At 64.4% G+C, this 19248-nt stretch carries 20 protein-coding genes and 1 pseudogene; 8 read left to right on the top strand and 13 right to left on the bottom strand.

What is annotated here, in order from left to right; all coding sequences use genetic code 11:
• Positions 1-262 precede the first annotated feature (262 nt).
• Together caiB and GTW23_RS03390 are read left to right on the top strand one after the other, a co-directional pair.
• Complete coding sequence (gene caiB / locus GTW23_RS03395; RefSeq protein WP_252914622.1) at positions 263-1468, top strand: succinate--glutarate CoA-transferase; 1206 nt, start codon at positions 263-265, stop codon at positions 1466-1468.
• Positions 1465-3129 carry a thiamine pyrophosphate-binding protein gene (locus GTW23_RS03390; RefSeq protein ID WP_252914621.1) on the top strand — a complete coding sequence of 555 codons (1665 nt, stop codon included), beginning with the start codon at positions 1465-1467 and terminating at the stop codon, positions 3127-3129. The genes caiB and GTW23_RS03390 overlap by 4 nt, the downstream gene beginning before the upstream one ends.
• Before the next feature lie 12 nt (positions 3130-3141).
• Here GTW23_RS03390 and GTW23_RS03385 read toward each other — a convergent pair whose 3' ends face one another.
• The gene (locus GTW23_RS03385) at positions 3142-4050 is read right to left on the bottom strand and encodes a LysR family transcriptional regulator (RefSeq protein ID WP_252914620.1); all 909 of its coding nucleotides are present in this window, start codon (positions 4048-4050) and stop codon (positions 3142-3144) included.
• Positions 4051-4175: 125 nt separating this feature from the next.
• Here GTW23_RS03385 and GTW23_RS03380 point away from each other — a divergent pair, with 125 nt between their 5' ends.
• The 4 genes from GTW23_RS03380 (at position 4176) to GTW23_RS03365 (ending at position 6447) form a co-directional block, all read left to right on the top strand.
• Entirely contained in the window at positions 4176-4727 is a 552-nt protein-coding gene (locus GTW23_RS03380; protein ID WP_252914619.1) for a carboxymuconolactone decarboxylase family protein, read from the top strand.
• Positions 4728-4782: 55 nt separating this feature from the next.
• On the top strand, positions 4783-5262 hold the full coding sequence (locus GTW23_RS03375; protein ID WP_252914618.1) for a nuclear transport factor 2 family protein: 480 nt from the start codon (positions 4783-4785) through the stop codon (positions 5260-5262).
• An 18-nt stretch (positions 5263-5280) separates the two neighbouring features.
• A complete protein-coding gene (locus GTW23_RS03370; protein ID WP_252914617.1) occupies positions 5281-5895 on the top strand; it encodes a pyridoxamine 5'-phosphate oxidase family protein in 615 nt (204 codons plus the stop codon).
• A 138-nt stretch (positions 5896-6033) separates the two neighbouring features.
• Entirely contained in the window at positions 6034-6447 is a 414-nt protein-coding gene (locus GTW23_RS03365) for a thiol-disulfide oxidoreductase DCC family protein (protein WP_252914616.1), read from the top strand.
• A 2-nt stretch (positions 6448-6449) separates the two neighbouring features.
• On the opposite strand, the gene GTW23_RS03360 is transcribed toward GTW23_RS03365, so the two are convergent.
• From GTW23_RS03360 to GTW23_RS03350, 3 genes and pseudogenes are all read right to left on the bottom strand, one after another.
• A complete protein-coding gene (locus tag GTW23_RS03360) occupies positions 6450-8105 on the bottom strand; it encodes a glycoside hydrolase family 3 protein (RefSeq protein ID WP_252914615.1) in 1656 nt (551 codons plus the stop codon).
• Between the two features lie 80 nt (positions 8106-8185).
• Positions 8186-8524 (bottom strand): protein tyrosine phosphatase family protein, encoded by a 339-nt coding sequence (locus GTW23_RS03355; RefSeq protein WP_152007846.1) that lies wholly within the window; start codon positions 8522-8524, stop codon positions 8186-8188.
• 155 nt (positions 8525-8679) lie between these two features.
• Positions 8680-8859: pseudogene (locus GTW23_RS03350) on the bottom strand ((2Fe-2S)-binding protein); the annotation flags it as partial.
• Between the two features lie 198 nt (positions 8860-9057).
• On the opposite strand from GTW23_RS03350, the gene GTW23_RS03345 reads away from it, so the two are divergent.
• Positions 9058-10731: an ABC transporter permease gene (locus GTW23_RS03345; protein ID WP_252914614.1), complete on the top strand. Its 1674-nt coding sequence runs from the start codon at positions 9058-9060 to the stop codon at positions 10729-10731.
• A gap of 96 nt (positions 10732-10827) precedes the next feature.
• Here GTW23_RS03345 and GTW23_RS03340 read toward each other — a convergent pair whose 3' ends face one another.
• The 6 genes from GTW23_RS03340 to GTW23_RS03315 all read right to left on the bottom strand — a co-directional run bounded on the left by GTW23_RS03340 (position 10828) and on the right by GTW23_RS03315 (position 15849).
• A complete protein-coding gene (locus GTW23_RS03340) occupies positions 10828-11286 on the bottom strand; it encodes a DsrE family protein (RefSeq protein ID WP_152007843.1) in 459 nt (152 codons plus the stop codon).
• A gap of 113 nt (positions 11287-11399) precedes the next feature.
• Entirely contained in the window at positions 11400-11747 is a 348-nt protein-coding gene (locus tag GTW23_RS03335) for a hypothetical protein (RefSeq protein WP_252914613.1), read from the bottom strand.
• A 551-nt stretch (positions 11748-12298) separates the two neighbouring features.
• Positions 12299-12553, bottom strand: a complete 255-nt coding sequence (locus GTW23_RS03330) for a single stranded DNA-binding domain-containing protein (protein ID WP_252914612.1) — start codon at positions 12551-12553, stop codon at positions 12299-12301.
• Between the two features lie 344 nt (positions 12554-12897).
• Positions 12898-13650, bottom strand: a complete 753-nt coding sequence (locus GTW23_RS03325; protein WP_252914611.1) for a maleate cis-trans isomerase family protein — start codon at positions 13648-13650, stop codon at positions 12898-12900.
• Positions 13647-14813, bottom strand: a complete 1167-nt coding sequence (locus GTW23_RS03320) for a M24 family metallopeptidase (RefSeq protein ID WP_252914610.1) — start codon at positions 14811-14813, stop codon at positions 13647-13649. Before GTW23_RS03320 ends, GTW23_RS03325 begins: the two co-directional genes overlap by 4 nt.
• Positions 14806-15849: a pyridoxal-phosphate dependent enzyme gene (locus tag GTW23_RS03315; RefSeq protein WP_252914609.1), complete on the bottom strand. Its 1044-nt coding sequence runs from the start codon at positions 15847-15849 to the stop codon at positions 14806-14808. The genes GTW23_RS03320 and GTW23_RS03315 overlap by 8 nt, the downstream gene beginning before the upstream one ends.
• Before the next feature lie 177 nt (positions 15850-16026).
• Here GTW23_RS03315 and GTW23_RS03310 point away from each other — a divergent pair, with 177 nt between their 5' ends.
• On the top strand, positions 16027-16509 hold the full coding sequence (locus GTW23_RS03310) for an Lrp/AsnC family transcriptional regulator (RefSeq protein WP_152007837.1): 483 nt from the start codon (positions 16027-16029) through the stop codon (positions 16507-16509).
• An 83-nt stretch (positions 16510-16592) separates the two neighbouring features.
• Here the strand turns inward: GTW23_RS03310 and GTW23_RS03305 are convergent, their stop codons facing one another.
• The 3 genes from GTW23_RS03305 to GTW23_RS03295 form a co-directional block, all read right to left on the bottom strand.
• Positions 16593-17045 carry a MarR family winged helix-turn-helix transcriptional regulator gene (locus GTW23_RS03305; protein ID WP_152007836.1) on the bottom strand — a complete coding sequence of 151 codons (453 nt, stop codon included), beginning with the start codon at positions 17043-17045 and terminating at the stop codon, positions 16593-16595.
• Positions 17042-18202, bottom strand: a complete 1161-nt coding sequence (locus GTW23_RS03300) for an Acg family FMN-binding oxidoreductase (RefSeq protein WP_252914608.1) — start codon at positions 18200-18202, stop codon at positions 17042-17044. The genes GTW23_RS03305 and GTW23_RS03300 overlap by 4 nt, the downstream gene beginning before the upstream one ends.
• 221 nt (positions 18203-18423) lie before the next feature.
• Positions 18424-19242 carry a sugar phosphate isomerase/epimerase family protein gene (locus tag GTW23_RS03295; RefSeq protein WP_252914607.1) on the bottom strand — a complete coding sequence of 273 codons (819 nt, stop codon included), beginning with the start codon at positions 19240-19242 and terminating at the stop codon, positions 18424-18426.
• Positions 19243-19248: the final 6 nt, after the last annotated feature.

The following is a 19248-nucleotide window of genomic DNA, read 5'->3' as shown; positions in this document are numbered from 1 at the left end:
TCACGGGTCCTGCCTTGCAAGCCAGCATCACACTGATCAATAGTCACTCAAGACATAGCCCCGAATGCCTAAGATTGAGTATCTGACTTCACCCTGAGCCAGGGTTTGGCTCTCGCTGCCGATCAGCATGCCCCGGCTCGCCTAAATCATGCCATCACAGAAATTAATGTGTCAGCGCTGGTTTGCGACGCTATACAGGCATCACTTGTCAGAACCCCAAGGGTGGCGCCCCTCACCCCGCCAGACGTCAACGGAGACCCGCATGAGTGAAACCAGGACCGACAATGCTCCGCTTGCCGGAATCCGTGTGATCGAGCTTGCGCGCATCCTCGCCGGCCCCTGGGCCGGGCAGCTGCTTGCCGATCTCGGCGCCGACGTGATCAAGATCGAGCACCCCGAAGGCGGCGACGACACCCGCCGCTGGGGCCCGCCCTTTGTCGAAGGCGCCGATGGTGAGAACCTCTCGGCCGCCTATTATCACTCGACCAACCGCGGCAAGCGCTCGATCACGCTCGATATCGCCAGTCCCGAGGGCGCAGAGACCGCCCGCCAGCTGATTTCGACCGCCGATATAGTTCTGGAAAACTTCAAGGTCGGCGGCCTGAAGAAATACGGCCTCGATTACGAAAGCCTCAAAGCCACCAATCCCCGGCTCGTCTATTGCTCGATCACCGGCTTCGGCCAGACCGGGCCCTACGCCCCGCGCGCCGGCTACGATTTCATCATCCAGGCCATGACCGGCATGATGTCGATCACCGGCGAGCCGGGACGCGAACCGCAAAAGGCCGGCGTCGCCATCTCCGACATCTTTACCGGGCTCTATTCGGTCATCGCCATCCAGGCCGCGCTTCGCCATGCGGAAAAGACCGGCCAGGGCCAGATGATCGACATGGCGCTGTTCGACACCCAGGCGGGAATCCTCGGCAACCAGAACCTCAACTATCTGGTCTCCGGCGTCGCACCGGTGCAGATGGGCAACGCCCACATGAACATCGCCCCCTACGAGGTGTTTCCGGCTTCAGACGGCCACGTCATCATCGCGGTCGGCAATGACGGGCAGTTCCAGCGCTTCTGCAAGCTGCTTGGCGCTGCCAAACTCGGCGCCGATCCCGAGTTCCAGACCAACCCGTCGCGCGTCGCCCACCGGGTTCGCCTGCGCGCCGAGATCATCGCCGAAATGGCCTCCTGGACAAAGGCCGACATGCTGTCCGCCTGCGACGCCAATGCTGTTCCAGCCGGGCCGATCAACAATATCGAAGAGATGTTTGCCGACCCGCAGATCATAGCGCGCGGGCTCAGAATGGACCTCACCGATCAGGCCGGCACAGAAATTCCCTCGGTGCGTGCACCGATCCTGTTGCCGGCCTCGCCGCTGCACTATGACCGGCCAAGCCCGCGGCTCGGTGAGCATACCGAAGAGGTGCTGGCCGAACTCAAGACCATCAAATCCAAAGGACCAAGCACATGAAAACCGGCGGCCAGCTGATTGTCGATACACTCAAGGCCAATGGCGTCGAGCGCCTGTTCTGCGTGCCCGGCGAAAGCTATCTCGCAGTTCTCGATGCACTGGTGGATTCAGGCGTCGGCGTCACCGTCTGCCGCCAGGAAGGCGGAGCGGCGATGATGGCCGACAGCTGGGGCCGGCTGACCGGCAAGCCCGGTATCTGCTTCGTCACCCGCGGCCCCGGCGCCACCAATGCCACCGCCGGCCTGCACATCGCGCGCCAGGATTCGATCCCGATGATCCTGTTCATCGGCCAGGTCCAGCGCGACGCCCGCGAGCGCGAGGCCTTCCAGGAAGTCGAGTATCGCCGCGCCTTCACCGAATTCGCCAAATGGGTGGCCGAGATCGATGATCCGGCCCGAATCCCCGAATTCGTCAACCGCGCCTTCTCCGTGGCCATGTCCGGCCGCCCCGGCCCGGTGGTGCTGGCCCTGCCCGAGGATGTGCTGCGCGAGGTGGTTGAAAACCCGCCGGCCACGATCCTGCCCAACCCGGTGCCGGCCACCCGTCCCGGAGATGCCGAGATGAAGGATCTCGGTGAACGTCTCGCCCGGGCGGAGCGTCCGGTGATGATCCTCGGCGGCACCCGCTGGACCGAAACCGCCGTGCGCCAGGTCGAGCGCTTTGCCGAGCGGGCCCAGATCCCGGTCGGATGCTCGTTCCGCCGCCAGATGCTGTTCGATCACACCCACCCCTGCTATGCCGGCGATGTCGGCATCGGCATCAACCCGGCGCTGGCCGAGGCAATCAAGGTATCCGATCTGGTGATGCTGGTCGGCGGCCGCTTTTCCGAAATGCCCTCCTCCGGCTACACCCTGCTCGACATCCCCTGCCCTGAGCAGCCTCTGGTCCACATCCATGCCGACGCCGGCGAACTCGGCCGGGTCTATCGCCCGACGCTGGCGATCAACGCTGATCCCGCCTCCTTTGCCGACGCGCTGTCAGCGCTGGACGTCGACCCGATGCCCGGCCGCGCCGACGTGGTGGCGCAGATGCATGCAGCCTATCTCGACTGGTCGACGCCGCCTGAAACCGGTCCCGGCGACGTCCAGATGGGCCCGATCATCGACTGGCTCCGGGACGAACTGCCCGAAGACGCGATCCTGACCAACGGCGCCGGCAACTACGCCACCTGGGTTCACCGCTACGTCCGCTTCCGGAACTTCGCCACCCAGGCCGCGCCCGCCTCGGGCTCGATGGGCTACGGCGTGCCCGCCGCCATCGGCGCTCAGCAGGCGTTCCCGGACCGGCTGGTCGTGGCCTTTGCCGGCGACGGCTGCTTCATGATGCACGGCCAGGAATTCGCCACCGCGATCCAGCACAAGCTCCCCATTATCGTCATCGTCGTCAACAACTCGATGTACGGCACCATCCGCATGCACCAGGAGCGCGATTACCCCGGCCGCGTCAGCGCCACGGAGCTGACCAACCCGGACTTCGCAGCCCTTGCCCGCGCCTATGGCGGCCATGGCGAGACCGTGGAGAAGACCGAGGACTTTGCCCCGGCCTTCAAGCGGGCGCGGGCCACCGGCAAGGCATCGATCATCGAGATCAAGCTCGACCAGCAGGCGATCACCCCGACAAGGACGCTGGCCCAGATCTCGGGCACCGGCGTGAAGAAATAGGACCTGTCGCGTTCACTTTCCCGCAAGGGTCCGGAAGTCCCAGTTCTGCGTCGCACTTGCCTGCTCCATGAAGGCGCGCACCTTGACCGAGAGCAGGCGCGAACTCGGATAGATGAACTGGACCGGATAGGGGTCGGGCTCGTGGTCGGCCATGACCAGCGAAAGCCGGCCGTCGCGGAGATGATCGGCGACCTGATAGCTCAGCGCCATCGTCAGGCCGCCGCCCTGTGTCGCGTGCCAGATTGCGGCATCAGCGCTGTTTGTCGCATAGCTGGGCTCGACCGCCACCCCGACCGATGCGCCCCCGACCCGGAAACGCCAGTGATCGTCAGCGGTCAGTGCCGTGAACGAAATCAGGCGGTGCTGCCTGAGGTCCTCGGTGCTGCGCGGCACGCCCTGGCGAGAAAGATAGTCAGGCGACGCCACCAGCACCCGGCGCACGGCTCCCACCTTGCGCACGATATCGCTTGAATCGGCAAGATTGCCGATGCGGATGGCGATATCGATCCCGTCCTCGACAAGATTGACGTTCCGGTCGGACAGCGTCAGTTCGGCGCTCACTTTCGGATGCCGTGTCATGAATTCGCAGATCAGCGGCGCGACATGCAATCGCCCGAAGACCTGCGGCGCGGTGACGACCAGACGTCCCATCGGTTCGCCGCGCTCGCTTTCGGCCATCTGCTCGGCGTCCTCGAGATCGGCCATGATGCGACGGCTGCGCTCGAGGAACCTCAATCCCGCATCCGTGAGGCTGACTGCGCGGGTGGTCCGGTTCAGGAGCCGCACCCCCAGCCGCTCCTCCAGCGCCGCCACGTGACGGGTGATCGCCGAGGTCGACATCCCCAGCTTCCGTGCGGCGGGCGCAAACCCGTTCAGTTCCGAGACCGCGATGAAGGCCCCGATGGCGTCAAATCGATCCATTTTCATTATCCCGATATTTGCAATGGTATATGGAATCAATAGTATATTCTCTAATTTTGGGAAACAATCATATTGCCTCCTGTGAAGCGCGGCACGTGCCGTGCACCAGACAGGAGATCAAACCAATGTCCCGTATCCCAACGCCCGCAACGATCGCCGCCGCCCCTGCAGCAGCACAGCCGCTGCTCGAGGCCGTCAAGAAGCAGCTCGGTTCCGCCCCGAACCTCTTCCGCATCACCGCCACCAGCCCTGCCGCGCTCGAAGGCTATCTCAGCCTCAACGGCGCGCTCGCCAAGGGCGCGCTTGACGCAGCCACCCGCGAACGCATTGCCCTTGCCGTGGCCGAGGTCAATGGCTGCCGCTACTGCCTCGCCGCCCACACCTATCTGGGCAAGAACGTCGCCAAGCTCGCCGACGCCGAGATCGCCGCGAACCGCAATGGCCGTTCGAGCGACCCCAAGGCGGATGCCGCTGTAAGCTTCGCAAGGAAGGTGACGCTCGACCGCGGCGCCGTCACCGATGCCGACTTCGCCCGGGTGCGTGGCGCCGGCTATTCCGATGCCGAGATTGTCGAGATCGTCGCCCACGTCGCGCTCAACACGCTCACCAACTACATCAACGAGGTGTTCGGGACGGAAGTCGATTTCCCCGCCGTGCCGGTCAGCCAGGCCGCCTGATTGTTCACCCCGGGGCGCCGGCAATGGCGCCCCTTCCACCTTGAAGGACACGATCATGCCGACACCGGAAACTGCCCGCCCGCCCCTGCCGCCATTTACGGATCAAACCGCCGCCGAGAAGGCACGCCTCGCCGAGGACGCCTGGAACAGCCGCGACCCGGAGCGCGTCTCGCTCGCCTATACGCCCGACAGCCAGTGGCGCAACCGTGCCGAATTCCTCACCGGACGCCCCGCAATCGTCGAATTCCTGACACGGAAATGGGCGCGAGAACTCGAATACCGGCTGATCAAGGAAGTCTGGGCCTTCCATCACAATCGCATCGCCGCCCGCTTCGCCTATGAGTGGCGCGATGACAGCGGCCACTGGTTCCGCAGCTTCGGCAACGAGAACTGGCAGTTCGATGCCCGCGGCCTGATGCGGTTGCGCATCGCCTCGATCAACGATCTTCCGATCAGCGCCGACGAGCGCCTGTTCGACTGGCCCATGGGACGCCGCCCGGATGATCATCCCGGCCTGAGCGAACTCGGCCTGTAAGCAAAGAGCGAGAACACCATGAAGCCCAGCCAGCCCCCTGCGAGCGACATCGCCTTCACCCCGACCGTCAAGGCCATCCAGAGCCGCAAGGGGTCGCGCGCCACCTATGCCGGGATGGAACAACGCGGCGGCTGGCAGACGGCGATCGAGCCGGACCTCGCGGCCTTCATCGAACAGGTCAGGAGCTTTTTCCTCGCCACCGCCAACAGCGAGGGCCAGCCCTATGTCCAGCATCGCGGCGGTCCGCCGGGATTTCTCCGTGTGCTCGACAATCAAACGCTGGGCTTCGCCGATTTCAAGGGCAACCGCCAGTTCATCACCACGGGCAATCTTGAAGACAATCCGAAAGCCTTCATCTTCCTGATCGATTATGTGCTGCAACGGCGCATCAAGATCTGGGGTACGGCGAAAATGGTCGAGGCAACGCCCGCGCTCCTGTCCCGCCTGATGCTGGAAGGCTACCGGGCAAGGCCCGAGCAGATTGTCCTATTCGAGGTAGAGGCATGGGATGTCAATTGCCCGCAGCACATACCGCAGCGCTTCGAGGCCGACGATGTCGCCCGCGTCCTCGCCAAGCGCGACGCTCGAATAGCCGAACTTGAGGCGCTTCTTGCGGCCAGGGACGGAACCTGACCGCACACCCAACCATCGCAGCCCGCCTCCCGATTGGGCGAAAGCCTCGACGCCTGTAGAACCCGGGGTTTGCATCAACCGTTCCCCTGCGGCCAATCGCCCCTTGTCCCGGCGACCTGCCGCACCAGATTGGCGCTCATGAACAGCACACAGCCAGCAATCCCGCTTTCCGTCTGGTATGACGGCGACTGCCCCGTCTGCCGCCAGGAAGTGGCGCTCTATCGCCGCATCGACCGCGACGGCCGAATCGATTGGATCGACATCACCGCCCTCGCCGATGGCGATCTGCCCCCGGACAAGAGCCGCGCCGATCTTCTCGGCCGGTTTCATGCGCGCGAGGCGGACGGGCCGTGGCAGATCGGCGTCGATGCCTTCGCCGCGATCTGGCGGGTGCTGCCCGGGTTCAGATATTTCGCCTTCCTGTTCCGCCTGCCGGTGATCAGGCAGATGGCGCAGGTTGCCTATCTCGGCTTCCTCAAGTGGCAGCGCCATCACCGAGCACGACGCGAGCAGGTGGCCCAGCCGGCCCCCGCGCCCGAACCCGGGAGCTGAATTCAGTAGCGCGCATCTTCGAGCCCGCAGAACGGGTCGACCGGGTTGTTGCTGTTCCATTCACCTTCGCCGGTCAGCAGATCGGCCACCGCGCGCTGCATGGTCTCCGTCGTCGAATAGGCGTTGATATAGGTCGGCACCCGCGGCGCATCGTAGAGCAGGTAGGGATAACCAAACGAGATCATCACGGTGGGGATCTCGTGCCAGTGCCGCGCCATCGCCGCACCGAAATGCCCGGTCAGCCCCAGCCAGTCGAGAAAGATCCGCCCGCGCGTCAGAAGCGTCTCGTCGCCGAACAAATAGAGGATCAGATCGAATTTTTCCGCCCTGACGTCCATCCCCGGCTCATGCATGGTGATCTCGAAGCCCTTATCGGCAAACATGTCCGGCAGCGCGAACGGCAAGGGCTCGGGCAGGAACGGGAACACGATGCCGCCGGAAATCACCAGCACCCGCTTGTGGCTGTCGGGATCGAGCGGCAACAGGTCTCGCACGTCCTTGACCAGCGTCGGCGCCCGCCGCGCCACCTCAGCCGCATAGGCTTTCGCGGCTTCCGGTTCGGTCCGCCGGGGTGGCTCCGCGGCCGCATGCAGCCCGAGCGCCGCCTTCAGGCCGAGCTGGCGCATCACCGCCTCGTCAACCCGCTCCCAGGTCAGCCGTCCGTCGGCAAGGGCTGCCTCAAGAAAGCGCAGATCCTGTTCTGGATCGTTTGAAAACAGGATCACGTCGCAACCCGAGGCGATGATTTCGGGCAGATGCTCCGAGCGCTTCGACCAGGCTCCGAGCCCGGCCATCGCCGTGGCGTCCGAGACGATCAACCCGTTGAACCCGAGCCGCCTGCGCAGCAGGTCGTCGTTGAGAATTCGGCTGATCGAGGCCGGCCGGAACGCTTCCACGCCCGCACCATCCCCCGCCTGCTCGCGCACGAAGGCGGGCAGCGCGATATGCGCCGACATCACCGACATCACTCCGGCCTCGATCGCGCCACGATAAAGCCGCCCGAAGCTTGCTTCCCACTCGTCCATCGACAGCGGATTGATCGTGGTCACCAGATGCTGATCGCGGTCGTCATGGCCCTCGCCCGGCCAGTGCTTGACCGCTGACGCGATGCCATGGCGCTGGAACACCCGCATCTGGGTCAGCGCATGCCGCGCGATCACCTCCGGGTCCGAGCCGAAGCCGCGGGTGGCGACGATCGGGCTGCGCCAGGCGGCATTGATGTCGAGAACCGGCGTGAAGCTCCAGTTGATGCCTGCGGCGCGCGCCTCCTCCGCCATCATCCGGCTGACGGTCTCGGTCACCTCGAGATCGTCGATCGCCGCCAGCGCCAGCGGGTTGGGCCATTCGGCGCCGCCCGCCAGACTCATTCGGCTGCCTTCGAGATCCGCCGACACCAGCAGCGGCACCTGGGCTTTCACGTTGAAATCGTCGATGACCGCCCGCTCATGCGCGATGTCGCCTCCGCGCATCCGGGTGATCCCGCCGGGCCGGAACGCCTGCACCCTGGCGATCGCCTCGGGATCGTCGCCGACCGAGAGCAAATTGAACAGTTGCCGGAGCCTGTCGTCCGGGCTGAGCCGGCCGAGCGTCTGCCGCACCCAGCTGATTGCCGGGGCGTCAAGATTGAACGGTGGCTTGGCGAGATCCTCGATGCGCATGCGTCCCCCCGCAACAGCCCGTATTCAGGCCGGCGTCCCTCACCCGGCGCCCCCCGGCACCGGGCCGTCATTCCGCACCTTCAGTTGCGCAGATGCGCCGTGTGCTGGAAGATCGCCGTCGAACGCGCGCCTGAGCGGCAGTAGCCCAGCATTGGTTGCGGCATTTCGTCGATCGCGTCGACCATCTCGCGCACCGCCTCCGCGGTCACGCCCATCGGACCGACCGGGATGTGACGCGCTTCGATGCCAAGACCCTCGGCCGCCTGCCTGATGCTGTCAAAGCTCGGCTGGTCCGGCGCTTCGCCATCGGGACGGTGGCAAACGATCGACTTGAAGCCGGCGGCCTTGATGGCGGCCAGATCCTCAGCGGAAATCTGTCCTGAAACGGAATAGGTTGGGGTGACTGGGCGAAGATCCATGAAGTCAACTGCCTTTGAAACGTGGCGCGCATCGGTTGGCGCGCCGAAATTCGGTTTGTCCGACTGACTTAAGCAATGGCCGCCGACGCGTCAATGCAGCGGCGATGCCGCAGCCTGGTGTCAACCGCCTATTCCGCTCCGTTTCTCACCCGTGCGGTGACCTCGCCGATGATGTCCACCACGTCGGGAAAACAGCCGCAGCAGCGGCCACGGATCCGCATCGAATGGTAGACCTTCGACGGCACGATCAATTGCCAGGGGTCCTCGGCAAGCAGTTTTTCGACCGCAGCCTCGATCTCGTCTTTCGACACAAGGTTGCACTGGCAAACAATCATCAACGTTCTCGATACTCGCGCGCAAGTGCCAGTCCTGCCTGCCAGTTGACGCTAAAACCTGTATGAATTACTCCACAATCTTTGACCGAGCTGCCGTCCGCTGTCAAACATCGGGTGGCGCCTGTGACCTGTGCCGCAGATTGTATTCTGAGGCTCCGGTGGCAGCCCCGGAGCCAAATGTAAAGGAAGACCCCGCCCGTGGGCGAACGCGCACTCAAGACCGCAGCCTGGATCGTCTCCCTGCTTTGCCTCGCGCCGATTGTCGCGGTGGCGTTCGCGGCGGTCTCCGGCACTCTTGACACCTGGAACAGCCTGATGGCGACGGTGTTGCCGCGCTATGCCTGGACCACGGTCGAACTGGTGGTGCTGGTGGGGATCGGCACGGCAATCGTCGGCACCTCGACCGCCTGGCTGGTCACCACCTGCTCTTTCCCTTTCCGCCGCACCTTCGAGATCGTGCTGGCGCTGCCGCTCGCCTTCCCGGCCTATGTGCTGGCCTATGCCTATACCGACCTGCTTGATCATCCAGGTGCCGTGCAGACGGCGCTGCGCGCCATCACCGGCTGGGGCCCGCAGGACTACTGGTTCCCCGAAGTCCGCTCGCTCGGCGGCGCGAGCGCCATGCTGATCTTCGTGCTCTACCCTTACGTCTACCTGCTCGCCCGCGCAGCCTTCCTCAAGCAATCGCCGACCGCCTATTTCGCCGCCCGCACGCTGGGGCACACGTCCTGGTCGGCCTTCTGGCGCGTCAGCCTGCCGATGGCCCGCCCGGCCATTGCCGGCGGCGTCATCCTGGCGCTGATGGAAACCATCGCCGACTTCGGCACGGTGGCGCATTTCGGCGTGCAGACCTTCGCCACCGGCATCTACGCGGCCTGGTTCTCCATGGGCGACCGCATGGCCGCTTCGCAGCTGGCGCTGTGCCTGCTGGTCGTGGCGCTGAGCTTCGCCTTGCTCGAGCGCGCCCAGCGCGGCGCGGCAAAACGCTTTCCGGCCGGCTCGCGGCTTGAAACCATGGAGCGGCATCAACTCCGCGGCTGGCGGGCAGCCGCTGCCTTCACCGCCTGCATGGTGCCGGTCGCCGTCGGCTTTGCCATTCCGCTCGTTGTCCTTGCCGACATGGCGATCAGCGCCGGAAGATCGCCCTTCTCGCCGCGCTATCTCGGCTATGTCCAGAATTCCCTGACGCTGGCATCGATCACCGCCTTCGTCACCGTCGCCGCCGCCATCATCATCGGCTTCTGCGCCCGCATCGCGCCGAGCCTCGCCGCCCGCTTTTCCGCAGCCGCCGCGGGCATCGGCTATGCTGTTCCCGGCGGTGTCATCGCGGTCGGCCTGCTGGTCCCTTTCGCAGCCCTCGACAACGCCGTCGACGCCTGGGCCCGGGCCAACTTCGATGTCTCCACCGGCCTGTTCTTCACCGGTTCCATCGGGCTTCTGGTGGTTGCCTACATGGTGCGTTTCATCGCCGCGGCCCTTGGCGCCTTTGACACCGGCATCTCGGCGATCAAGCCCAACATCGATGCCGCCGCCCGCACATTGGGCCGCACCTCAGGCCGCATGCTGGTCGAAATCCATCTGCCGCTATTGCGCCCCAGCCTGCTGACCGCACTGCTGATCGTCTTCGTCGACGTGATGAAGGAACTGCCCGCAACGCTGATCATGCGGCCGTTCAATTTCGACACGCTCGCCGTCCAGGCCTATCGCCTCGCTTCCGACGAACGCCTGCAGCAGGCAGCCCTGCCCTCGCTGATGATCGTCGGCTTCGGCCTGCTGCCGGTGATCCTGCTCTGCCACACCATCGGAAAATCAGGCCGGCAGCAGACCCGGCTCATCCGCCCGAAAGCCGATGCACTGCTGCCAAGCGCTTGATGTTCTTCAGCTTCGCTCGACAGATGTGAGAAGCTGCGACAAGCCGTTCGGGCGGGCTTTGTGCAAGGACACTGGCCCGCCCGTTCTGGTTGGCCCTTACCAGGACAAGGTCTTTATCGCAGGATCGAAGAGGTATCCTTCCACGACCGGCCAGCTGCCCATTTCAACACCGTCGATATAGTCATCGACGGTCAATCCGGCTGCGGCCGAGCAGGCCTGGCACATAAGTACGGTTCCACCATCCTTCATGAAGGCCGTCAACATGTCCTGGATCGACATGTTCTGTTCGCGCATCAGTCCGTGTACATGCGACGGGCGCTTTTTGTCAGCCAGGTACACGCCACGGACATTCAACCAGATGACCACCGGCTTGTGGCCGTTTTTCAGTGCCTTCTGATGTGCAAACATGATCGCCTTACCGGCAGCCCAGGTGTCGTCAGTGGTGAGATTGACGAACAGGCCCGGTTTGGCGTCCTGAGCCTGGGCAGCCGCTGCGGGGATAAGGGTTGCCAGCACCAGAGCGATGGTGGCGAGTATGTTTCTCAAGATATTCATGGGTAAGTCTTTCCGAATTGCTGGAATTGTCGTGAAGTAACGCAGGCGCCTTTCCATGCACCCACGGCTTCCGTCTGATGAGATGCCCGGCCATCAAGCCGCGCACTCACGGGTCATGCAGCAATCGAAGGCGGGCCGCGCACCGGCGGCAGCAGATCAGCCTTCCTGGCAAGCAGCGGCTCGGCTTGCTCTGGAAGCAGCGGTTGCGAAATCCCGATGCGGGTAGCCCGGTCGAAATGATCTGGTGCGGGAAGAACCACCGAACTGGCAAGGCGGCAGAAATCACAGGCGTCCTGATGGGCCCGTTGGCCGCTGCCGCTGTCATTGTCGCCAGTCAGGCAGAGAACCGGAAGAGTGCCGTCCGGCAACACATATCCGGCAAGATCGGCATCCTGAGAATCTGCAAGGTCCACAGGCTTGTGAGCGAACCCGGCCATGATCAGCGCAAAAAGGCCAATCATGCCGACTGTCAGCTGCCATGCGGGAATTCTGGACCTCAACATAAACCCTCCGCGGTCAAACTCGCAGATCAGTTTCCCATTGCAAAGGTGCGGGATTGTCGCACGGACAGTACGTCGCCTGTTCCCGGTTCCGGGACCCGAAACCGAACGTACTCAAGCCAATAGTCTGATGCAGCAAGTGGTTTGCGCCCGGTACAGCAACTTCCGGCAGTCTCCGTCCAGGCTGTGGTCGAGCTTGCGCATTTTCTCGGCGTCGTCCGGTGCGCCCGTGGTCTGTTCGAGAGTGATCTTGACCGGCGACGGCATGTCGGCGCGACCCTAACGGTGCTCGGGATCCGACAGATGCGAGCAGGGGAACGCCTTGGCGCAATGTATGAAGGCCTCCCTGACCCTGAGCACGATGGCGAGCCTGGACCAGGTATTCCCTGCCGTCAGGCCTCTTCGGCAGCCTCAATTGGGCGCTCCGCAGCCCTGTTGTGTCACGACACCGGGAACTCAAAGCACAATGAATTCACCGGAACAATTGTTGGTCTGATCGGGATTCCCGCGCTCTATGCCCTGTCGTCGGCGGTCTCGTCGCTTGTTTCCCGCCCGTTGTGGTCTCCGGGGTCAAACTCATCGGGATCGTATCCCTCCGCATCCTCGGCAATAGCGGTCACGTGGGTCGTACCGCTCTCTTCATCGTACACAAGTCCGTATCTCGCCCGGCCCTCGGATTTGTAGCGCTGGTATTCGTGGATGCCCGAATAGAGGAACAAGAGGGCGAAGGGCAGCAGCATAATGATGGCTATCAGTCCGGCGTGCATGGTCGATACTCCTTTGCAAGGAAGTGTTAGGGAGGCGCGGGCGCTCCGGGCAACGATCGCCATTGCGCTCGTTGAGTGGGTCGTTGGTCGGTCCAGCCGGCAACGAAAGCCTTCGGGCTTTGCTGATTGGCAAGATGCCTCGGGAGTTCGCGCGACATGACCCGCAGATCGCCGACAGCGGCATGTCGACCAGGCGCTTGATGCTGCGAGGCTCGGCAAACGCAGCGCCCGCTGTTGAGGGCGTCCAGCAACAACCTAGTTGGAAGCAGGCGTCCTTTCAACCTTCGGCCTGGGCAAAGGCGGGCTCGGTCCAGCCGTCGCTTGGATGATCCAACAGTACCCGCCTATGCGCTCTTGCCCGCCCTGAACAGCCGCCCCGGCGCATCCCCGGCCACTGGCGCTCCTGTCGCCTCGGCCATGTGCCAGGCCAGCACCTGGTTGCTGCTGAGAACCGGAATGCCCAGTTCGGCTTCCAGCGCATCGATGCTCCCGAGCGTCCTCAGATTGGTGCAGGAGAGAAACACCGCGTCCGCGCCCCCGGCCGCATCCCGTGCCGCAGCCTCGATCGATCGGGGCGCAATCCGGGCCACGCGCGCCTCGACTTCCTCGCCGAAGGTCAGCACCTCCCCGACCGCGAAGCCCGCCGCAATGAAGGCATCGCGCACCGGCCCCGCGACACTTTCCACGTAAGGCGTCACCAGCCCCAGCCTGGTCACGTCGAGCGCCCGCAGCGCGGCGAATGCCGCCGTCAGCGGGTCGGTGACCATCGGTGTCTCCACCCCGCGCCTCAGCATTTTCGCCACGGCCTCCGCTCCGATCAGCGTCGTGCCCGATGTGCATGCATAGGCAACCGCGTCGAAGCGCGCGCCCCGCGGAAACAGCCCGGCGCTGCGCGGCAGTTCGGCTTCCATCGCCGCAATCGAATCAGTCGACAATTCCTCGCCCGAGGCGATCCGGCTGGTGTAGATCGCCACATCCGGGTCGGAAAACAGCCGGCGGAAATCCTGCTCCAGCGTCTCATCGGCCTGCAGCACGACCAGCCCCAGCGTCGCCTTTGTCCCGATCGGTCCGGTGAGATCGAAGCCCGCCAGTTTCATCCTAAAATCTCCGGCATCTCGGCGGGCGCGCGGCACGACAGCAGCTCCGGTCCGTCGGCGCGCAGCACGATGTTTTCCTCGTGCACCAGTATTCGCCCAGGCGCGATTTCCACACCCGGTTCCAGCGTCAGCACCATGCCCTCGCGCAATTCGGTCGCATCAAGCGGCGTCACCGAAGGCCACTCCGTCAGCGTCAGCCCCAGGCCGTGGCCCAGCCTGCCACCTCCCGTCTTGGTGCCCTGCCGCGCAAGCGCCTCGCTCAAAATCCGGTGCAGGTCACGTGCGAGCATGCCCGGCCGCAGGCTGGCGAGCGCGGCATCGGTAGCGGCAAAGAGAGCCGCATGGGCCCGGCGCACATCGTCAGTGGCGCGGCCGATGGAGAAATTCCGGTCGAAGTCGCAGAAGTATCCCTCGCGCACCGCGCCGGTATCGAGCATCAAGACATCGCCAGTCTGCAACGGGCGTTCATCGGCGGGCGAAATGACGTCGCCATAGCCACCCGGCCCGGCGCCGCCCGCGACATAGCTTACCCAGTCCGCCCCCTCCTGCAAAAGCGCCACCTGGAAATCGCGAAACACCCGGGCAAGCGGCACCCCCTGGCCTGCGAACTCCGGAACCCGCTCGAAAGCGGCATCGGCAACGGCGCAACTGGCGCGGATCTTCGCGATTTCCGCTTCGGACTTGATTTCCCGCACCCGGTAGACGGCCGCAGTGCCATCGGCAATCCGGCGCGGCGTGATCATCTCCTGCAGCCTGAGGAAATCGGCAACCGGCATGCGCAGATGGCTTTCGAGCCCCATCGGAATGCCGATCCGGCCCGAGGCCGGCACCAGGCCTGTGAGCGTGTCAGCCAGAAGGCTCACCCCGTCATCGACAGGATCGGGCGCATTCCATGTCCTTACGTCCGAAATCCAGCAGCGCCCCATCAGTTCGGCGCCGATCGAGGGAATCACCGCGACAGGATCTCCCTGAGCAGGCACGACAACGAACCACGGCCGCGCCGGGCTCTCCCAGAACCGGGTGAGAAATCCCGTGGTGTAGAACACATCCGCCGGCGTGGTCAGAAGCAGGGCATCGAGATCATGGCGTGCCATTTCCCGCTGCAGCGCCCGGATGCGGCCCCGGTATTCCCCGGAAGGAAAGATCAGCGATTTTTCAGGCATCTTCCGGCCCCTCGCTCAGGATACACAGAACGTGCGACTGCGGTCCGATGCCGTCAATCCCGGCCAGCAGCGCGGCAATGCCCGCAGCGCCCGACGGCGTCGAGGCAAGCCCGGCCTCGACCACCGCCGCGGTTCCCGCCGCTGCCTCGGCTTCGCTCAGGGTGACGAAAAGATCGGCGTCCCGGGCAAGATCGGCAAGCGCCAGCATCGACGGCGTTTTGCAATCAAGCCGCCCCATGGCCGAGTCCGGCCCTTCGGTGACCACCACCCTGCCTGCGCGAATGCTCTCGATCAGCGCCGGAGCGGCATCAGGCTCAACCACGATCATGTCGGGCGCATCGCCCCAGGCAAGCCGCAATTGCCCGGCCACCGCTGCCGCCAGTCCGCCGACCCCTGCCTGCAACAGCACGTGGCTCGGAATGTCGTCGATCTGGGCTTCGATTTCCGTTGCCATCTGCCGGTAGCCTTCCATGACCCTGTAGGGCAATTCGACATAGCCGGGCCAGGAACCATCCGACAACAGTGTCCAGCCGTGGGCGTCCGCGGCGCGGGAGGCTGCCTGCATGCTGGCCTCATAGTCGGCCCCGGCCCGCACCACCTGCGCGCCCATTGCCTCCAGCCGCCTGGCGAAGGCTGCCGGCACCGCCTCGGACAGATACACCACTGCCCCGGCACCGAAGACCCGGGCGCCGGCCGCCACCGACATGCCGTGATTGCCGGCGCTGGCCGTCACGTAGGTGCGGCCGGAGAGAGCCGTTCGCAGATCGCCACCCATCGCGGCCGCCTCGCGGGCAATGGCGTAGGCCGCACCCAGCGCCTTGAAGCTGCCAAGCCCCATCCGTTCCCGCTCGTCCTTGATTGTCAGCCGTGCAACACCGGCCGCCCTTGCCAGCTCCGGGCAATCCAGCAAGGGGGTGGGCTGATGTTTCGGACACTGCGCCAGCAAGGCCGCAACGGCCTGCGCATCGACCCCCTGCATCGGCGGAAGGTCCGGCATGCCGGTACCGCGATATCTGTTCTCAAGTGCCTTGGTCATATCCGCCTTCCCTTGGTTATCGTGTCTCAAGGATAGCTGCGGATGACGTGCCGTTTCCCGGAAATCTTCACACCATATGGTCCGGTTTTCAGATCACCATCGCCTTGCCGTGCGGATTTCCGGAACAGATGCCCCATTTTCGCTGGCGCAGAAGCCGGTTTCCGGCAAGTATCGGGCATGGACAGATTTGACGCAGCCATTCTCGATGCCATCCAGACCAACAACCGCCTCACCGCCGAGGCGCTGTCGAAGCTCGTGCATCTGTCGCCTGACAGCTGCCGCAAGCGCCTGGCGAGGTTGCGCACCGAGGGCTATATCGACGCCGACATTGCGGTCCTCAACCCGGCCAGGCTCGGCCGCGGTCTGATTGTCATTGTCGAGGTGGCGCTGACCTCCGAACGGCCCGCCGATCTCGACCGCTTCCGTGAAAAGATGAAGGCAGCACCCGAGGTGATGCAGTGCTACTACATCACCGGGGCCAGCGATTTCCTGCTGATCCTGTCGGCCAGCGACATGGCCGATTACGATGCCTTCACCCGCCGCTATTTCTTCGCCGAGGAAAACATCATGAAGTTCCGCACCAGCGTGGTGATGGACCGGGTCAAGACCGGGTTCTCGATCCCGCTGCCCTTTCTCAATGATGACCGGACGACGCAATAATCCGCTTCTCGGTCAACCGGACGCAAGACCGGACCGAACAGGCATTGGCCCGGGCCACGCCATTGCCGCGGATCATTGCAGGTTCAGTTCCGCCGTCCATCGAGCCAGGCGCGCACCGCGGCCAGCACTGGCAACGCACCGGCGATGTGCGTTGCCGGAAATTCCTGCACGAACTCCTGCATCATCGGCGCTATCGCTCCGATACAGGCATCGCGCATGGCCCGCCCCTGGTCGGTGATGGCGACCCGCTTGGCCCGGCCGTCGCTCGGATCGGGGGAGACCACGACAAGGCCCTTGCCCTCGAGATGCTTCAGTGTCCCGGTCATCGCACCTTTCGTCACCTGCATGGCGCGGGCAATCCGGTGCGGCGTCCAGCCATCACCCAGCCGGCAAAGATGATTGAGCACCGAAAATTGCGCCAGCGTCATGCCCTCCGGCATCGCCTTCTCGAAGGCGTGACCGGAGAGCTGCGAGATGATGCCGATCTCGTTGAAGAAGCCGAAAAGGGCTTCCATGTCTTTGGGACCTGCGCTCATGCACTCCTGATCCGGGTTTCGAGTGGCCAGCGCGGCGCCGGCCTGATCCCGGGACCATAGCCCAGCCGGACGAACATTTGCAGCGTTTCATTGTCGCTGATCCGCAAAGCCGTGCGCATCTCCATGTATTTTCCGGCCATCTCGTCATATTCCTGCAAGGCCTGGCTGAACGGCTGCAGCGCAAGCCCGGCGGCGGTGACGGCGAGATGCATGCGAAGATAGTCGCGTCCCGCGGCAATCTGGTCGGCGCGGCTGTTGCCCGGCGTCGCCAGCCAGAAAAAACCCATCGCGGTGTCGAACTGCACCTTCTGCGCCTTCATTCCTTCGGTAAACACCATCGCGTTCGGGTCGAGCATGGCCTGCCTGTCCATAAGGCCGAGCAGGTCGAGCCCCTCGTTCAGCGGGCCGCCGAGACTGATTCCGTCGGGATTTGCCTCGATCTCGGCCTTGCCGATGCGCATCAGGTCGACGCTCTCCTTCATCGTCCGGTAGGTGCGCAACTCGATCTCCATCGCCTCCCAGGAAAGCGCCCTCAGCGTGGCCACCTCTTTCTCGCCGGTTGCATGGGCAATCCGCGCGGTACGCGCCGCCGCGGCAATAGTGTCAAGCGCCTGGGCGGAAACCGGCCTGGCGGTGTCATAGGCTTCGCGGTTGGTATGACGCGCGAAGACCTGCGCAAACAGCGGATCGCGCGCAACGCCGCTGTCGGCGACAAGGCGGATATGCGCCACCGGACGCCGGTCGAGCATCGGCTGCGGCTCGCCCTCAGGAAACAGGTTCACCTCAGCGCGGTGGCCGGTTTCCGCCGCCGCCATGGAAAGCAGCTCGACAAAACAGCCAAGCCCGATCGTCAGCTGCCGGTCATAGGGATCGGTTTCGGGCAGCCGCCGCGCGGTGTCGAAATAGAGCTTGATCTCGCCGGGCGTCGAAAGCTCCGCCACCCAGGGCTGACGGTTGTGTGGATTGGGCGCAAGGATGGCATGCGCCAGCGCAAAGACGCGCGGATCGCCGCTCGCGCCCGCATCCAGCGCTTTCGCTGCCTCCCACGGCTTGCGCGCGCCCGCCGGGTCGCGGCTCGTGGCCCAGGCGCCGATCCCGCCTGCCGCCAGGATCACACCGCCGCCAAGAATCGTCATGAATTTCCGTCTGCTGGTCATGTTGGGCTCCATATCGTTTAGTAATAAACGAAATATAGTTTATCACTAAACGATATGTCAAGCCCAAACCGGCAGGCCCCGGCGCGCTGACCGTGACCGCATCAACACCCTCTCGCCGAAGCTCTCAGATGGTTGAAGGCAACGGTTTTCTGGCGGGGCCGCGGCCCTGCCTCCAGCCGCGCCACGTCAAATCCTGTCAGTTGCTTGATCAGACGCCCCGTCTATTCGGACCGGCCAAGGCCTTCGAGCCAGCGCACGGTGGCGGGAAGCCGTTCGGGGTGATGCCGCACTTCGAGGATCAGCCGCGGCGTCTCCTCGAGCCCCTCGAGCGCGTCGAGCAGCGGCTGCCAGCTGATCCGCCCCTCGCCCGGATGCCAGTGGCGGTCGGCATAGCCGTCGACATCCTGCAGGTGGACATGGCCCAGATGACCGGCGGCGGCGGCGATGAAGTCATTGACCGGCGGCGCCTGGTAGCGCCCATGCGCGAGATCCGCATGGCCGGTGTCGATCGAGATCTTCAGGTTGGGGTGATCAATCTGCCGCACCAGCTCGACGCGTGTCGCCGGATCGGTATCGTCGATATTTTCCAGCATCAGCGTGCAGCCGGTCTCGGCGGCGCGCTTGAGCACCGGCTCAAGGCAGTCGGCGGCAGCCGAAAACATCAGCCCCAGGACATCGGGATAGTTCCGGTGGTTGAGCAGGTGCCAGTAGGTGAACGGGCTGTGGATCACCATGTGCGTCGCCGAAAGGCTTTCCGCGATCTCCAGCCCCTTGAGGAAGCGCTCCTGGATGACGGCCCGGATCGCCCGGTCGGGATTGGACAGATCGAGGCCGAAGAACGGACCGTGGATGCCGCGCGGGCCCCGATGCGGCTCAAGCGCGCTTTTGTACTTGCCGACCAGATCCGAGCAATCGCCGGCGATCACCTCCGGGAAAACGAAGTCCTGGATCTCGATTGGCCGGTCGGCATCGCAGATCCAGTTTCTCAGGGATTGATAGCTGTCGAATTTGACGGCCGCGCCAAAGGTGGAAAGGGTCATTGGAAA

This window comes from Parahoeflea alexandrii (assembly GCF_024105735.1).
Taxonomy (GTDB): Bacteria; Pseudomonadota; Alphaproteobacteria; order Rhizobiales; family Rhizobiaceae; genus Hoeflea; species Hoeflea alexandrii.
The sequence above is the reverse complement of the archived record's forward strand: the minus strand, read 5'-3'. Positions and strand labels throughout refer to the sequence as shown.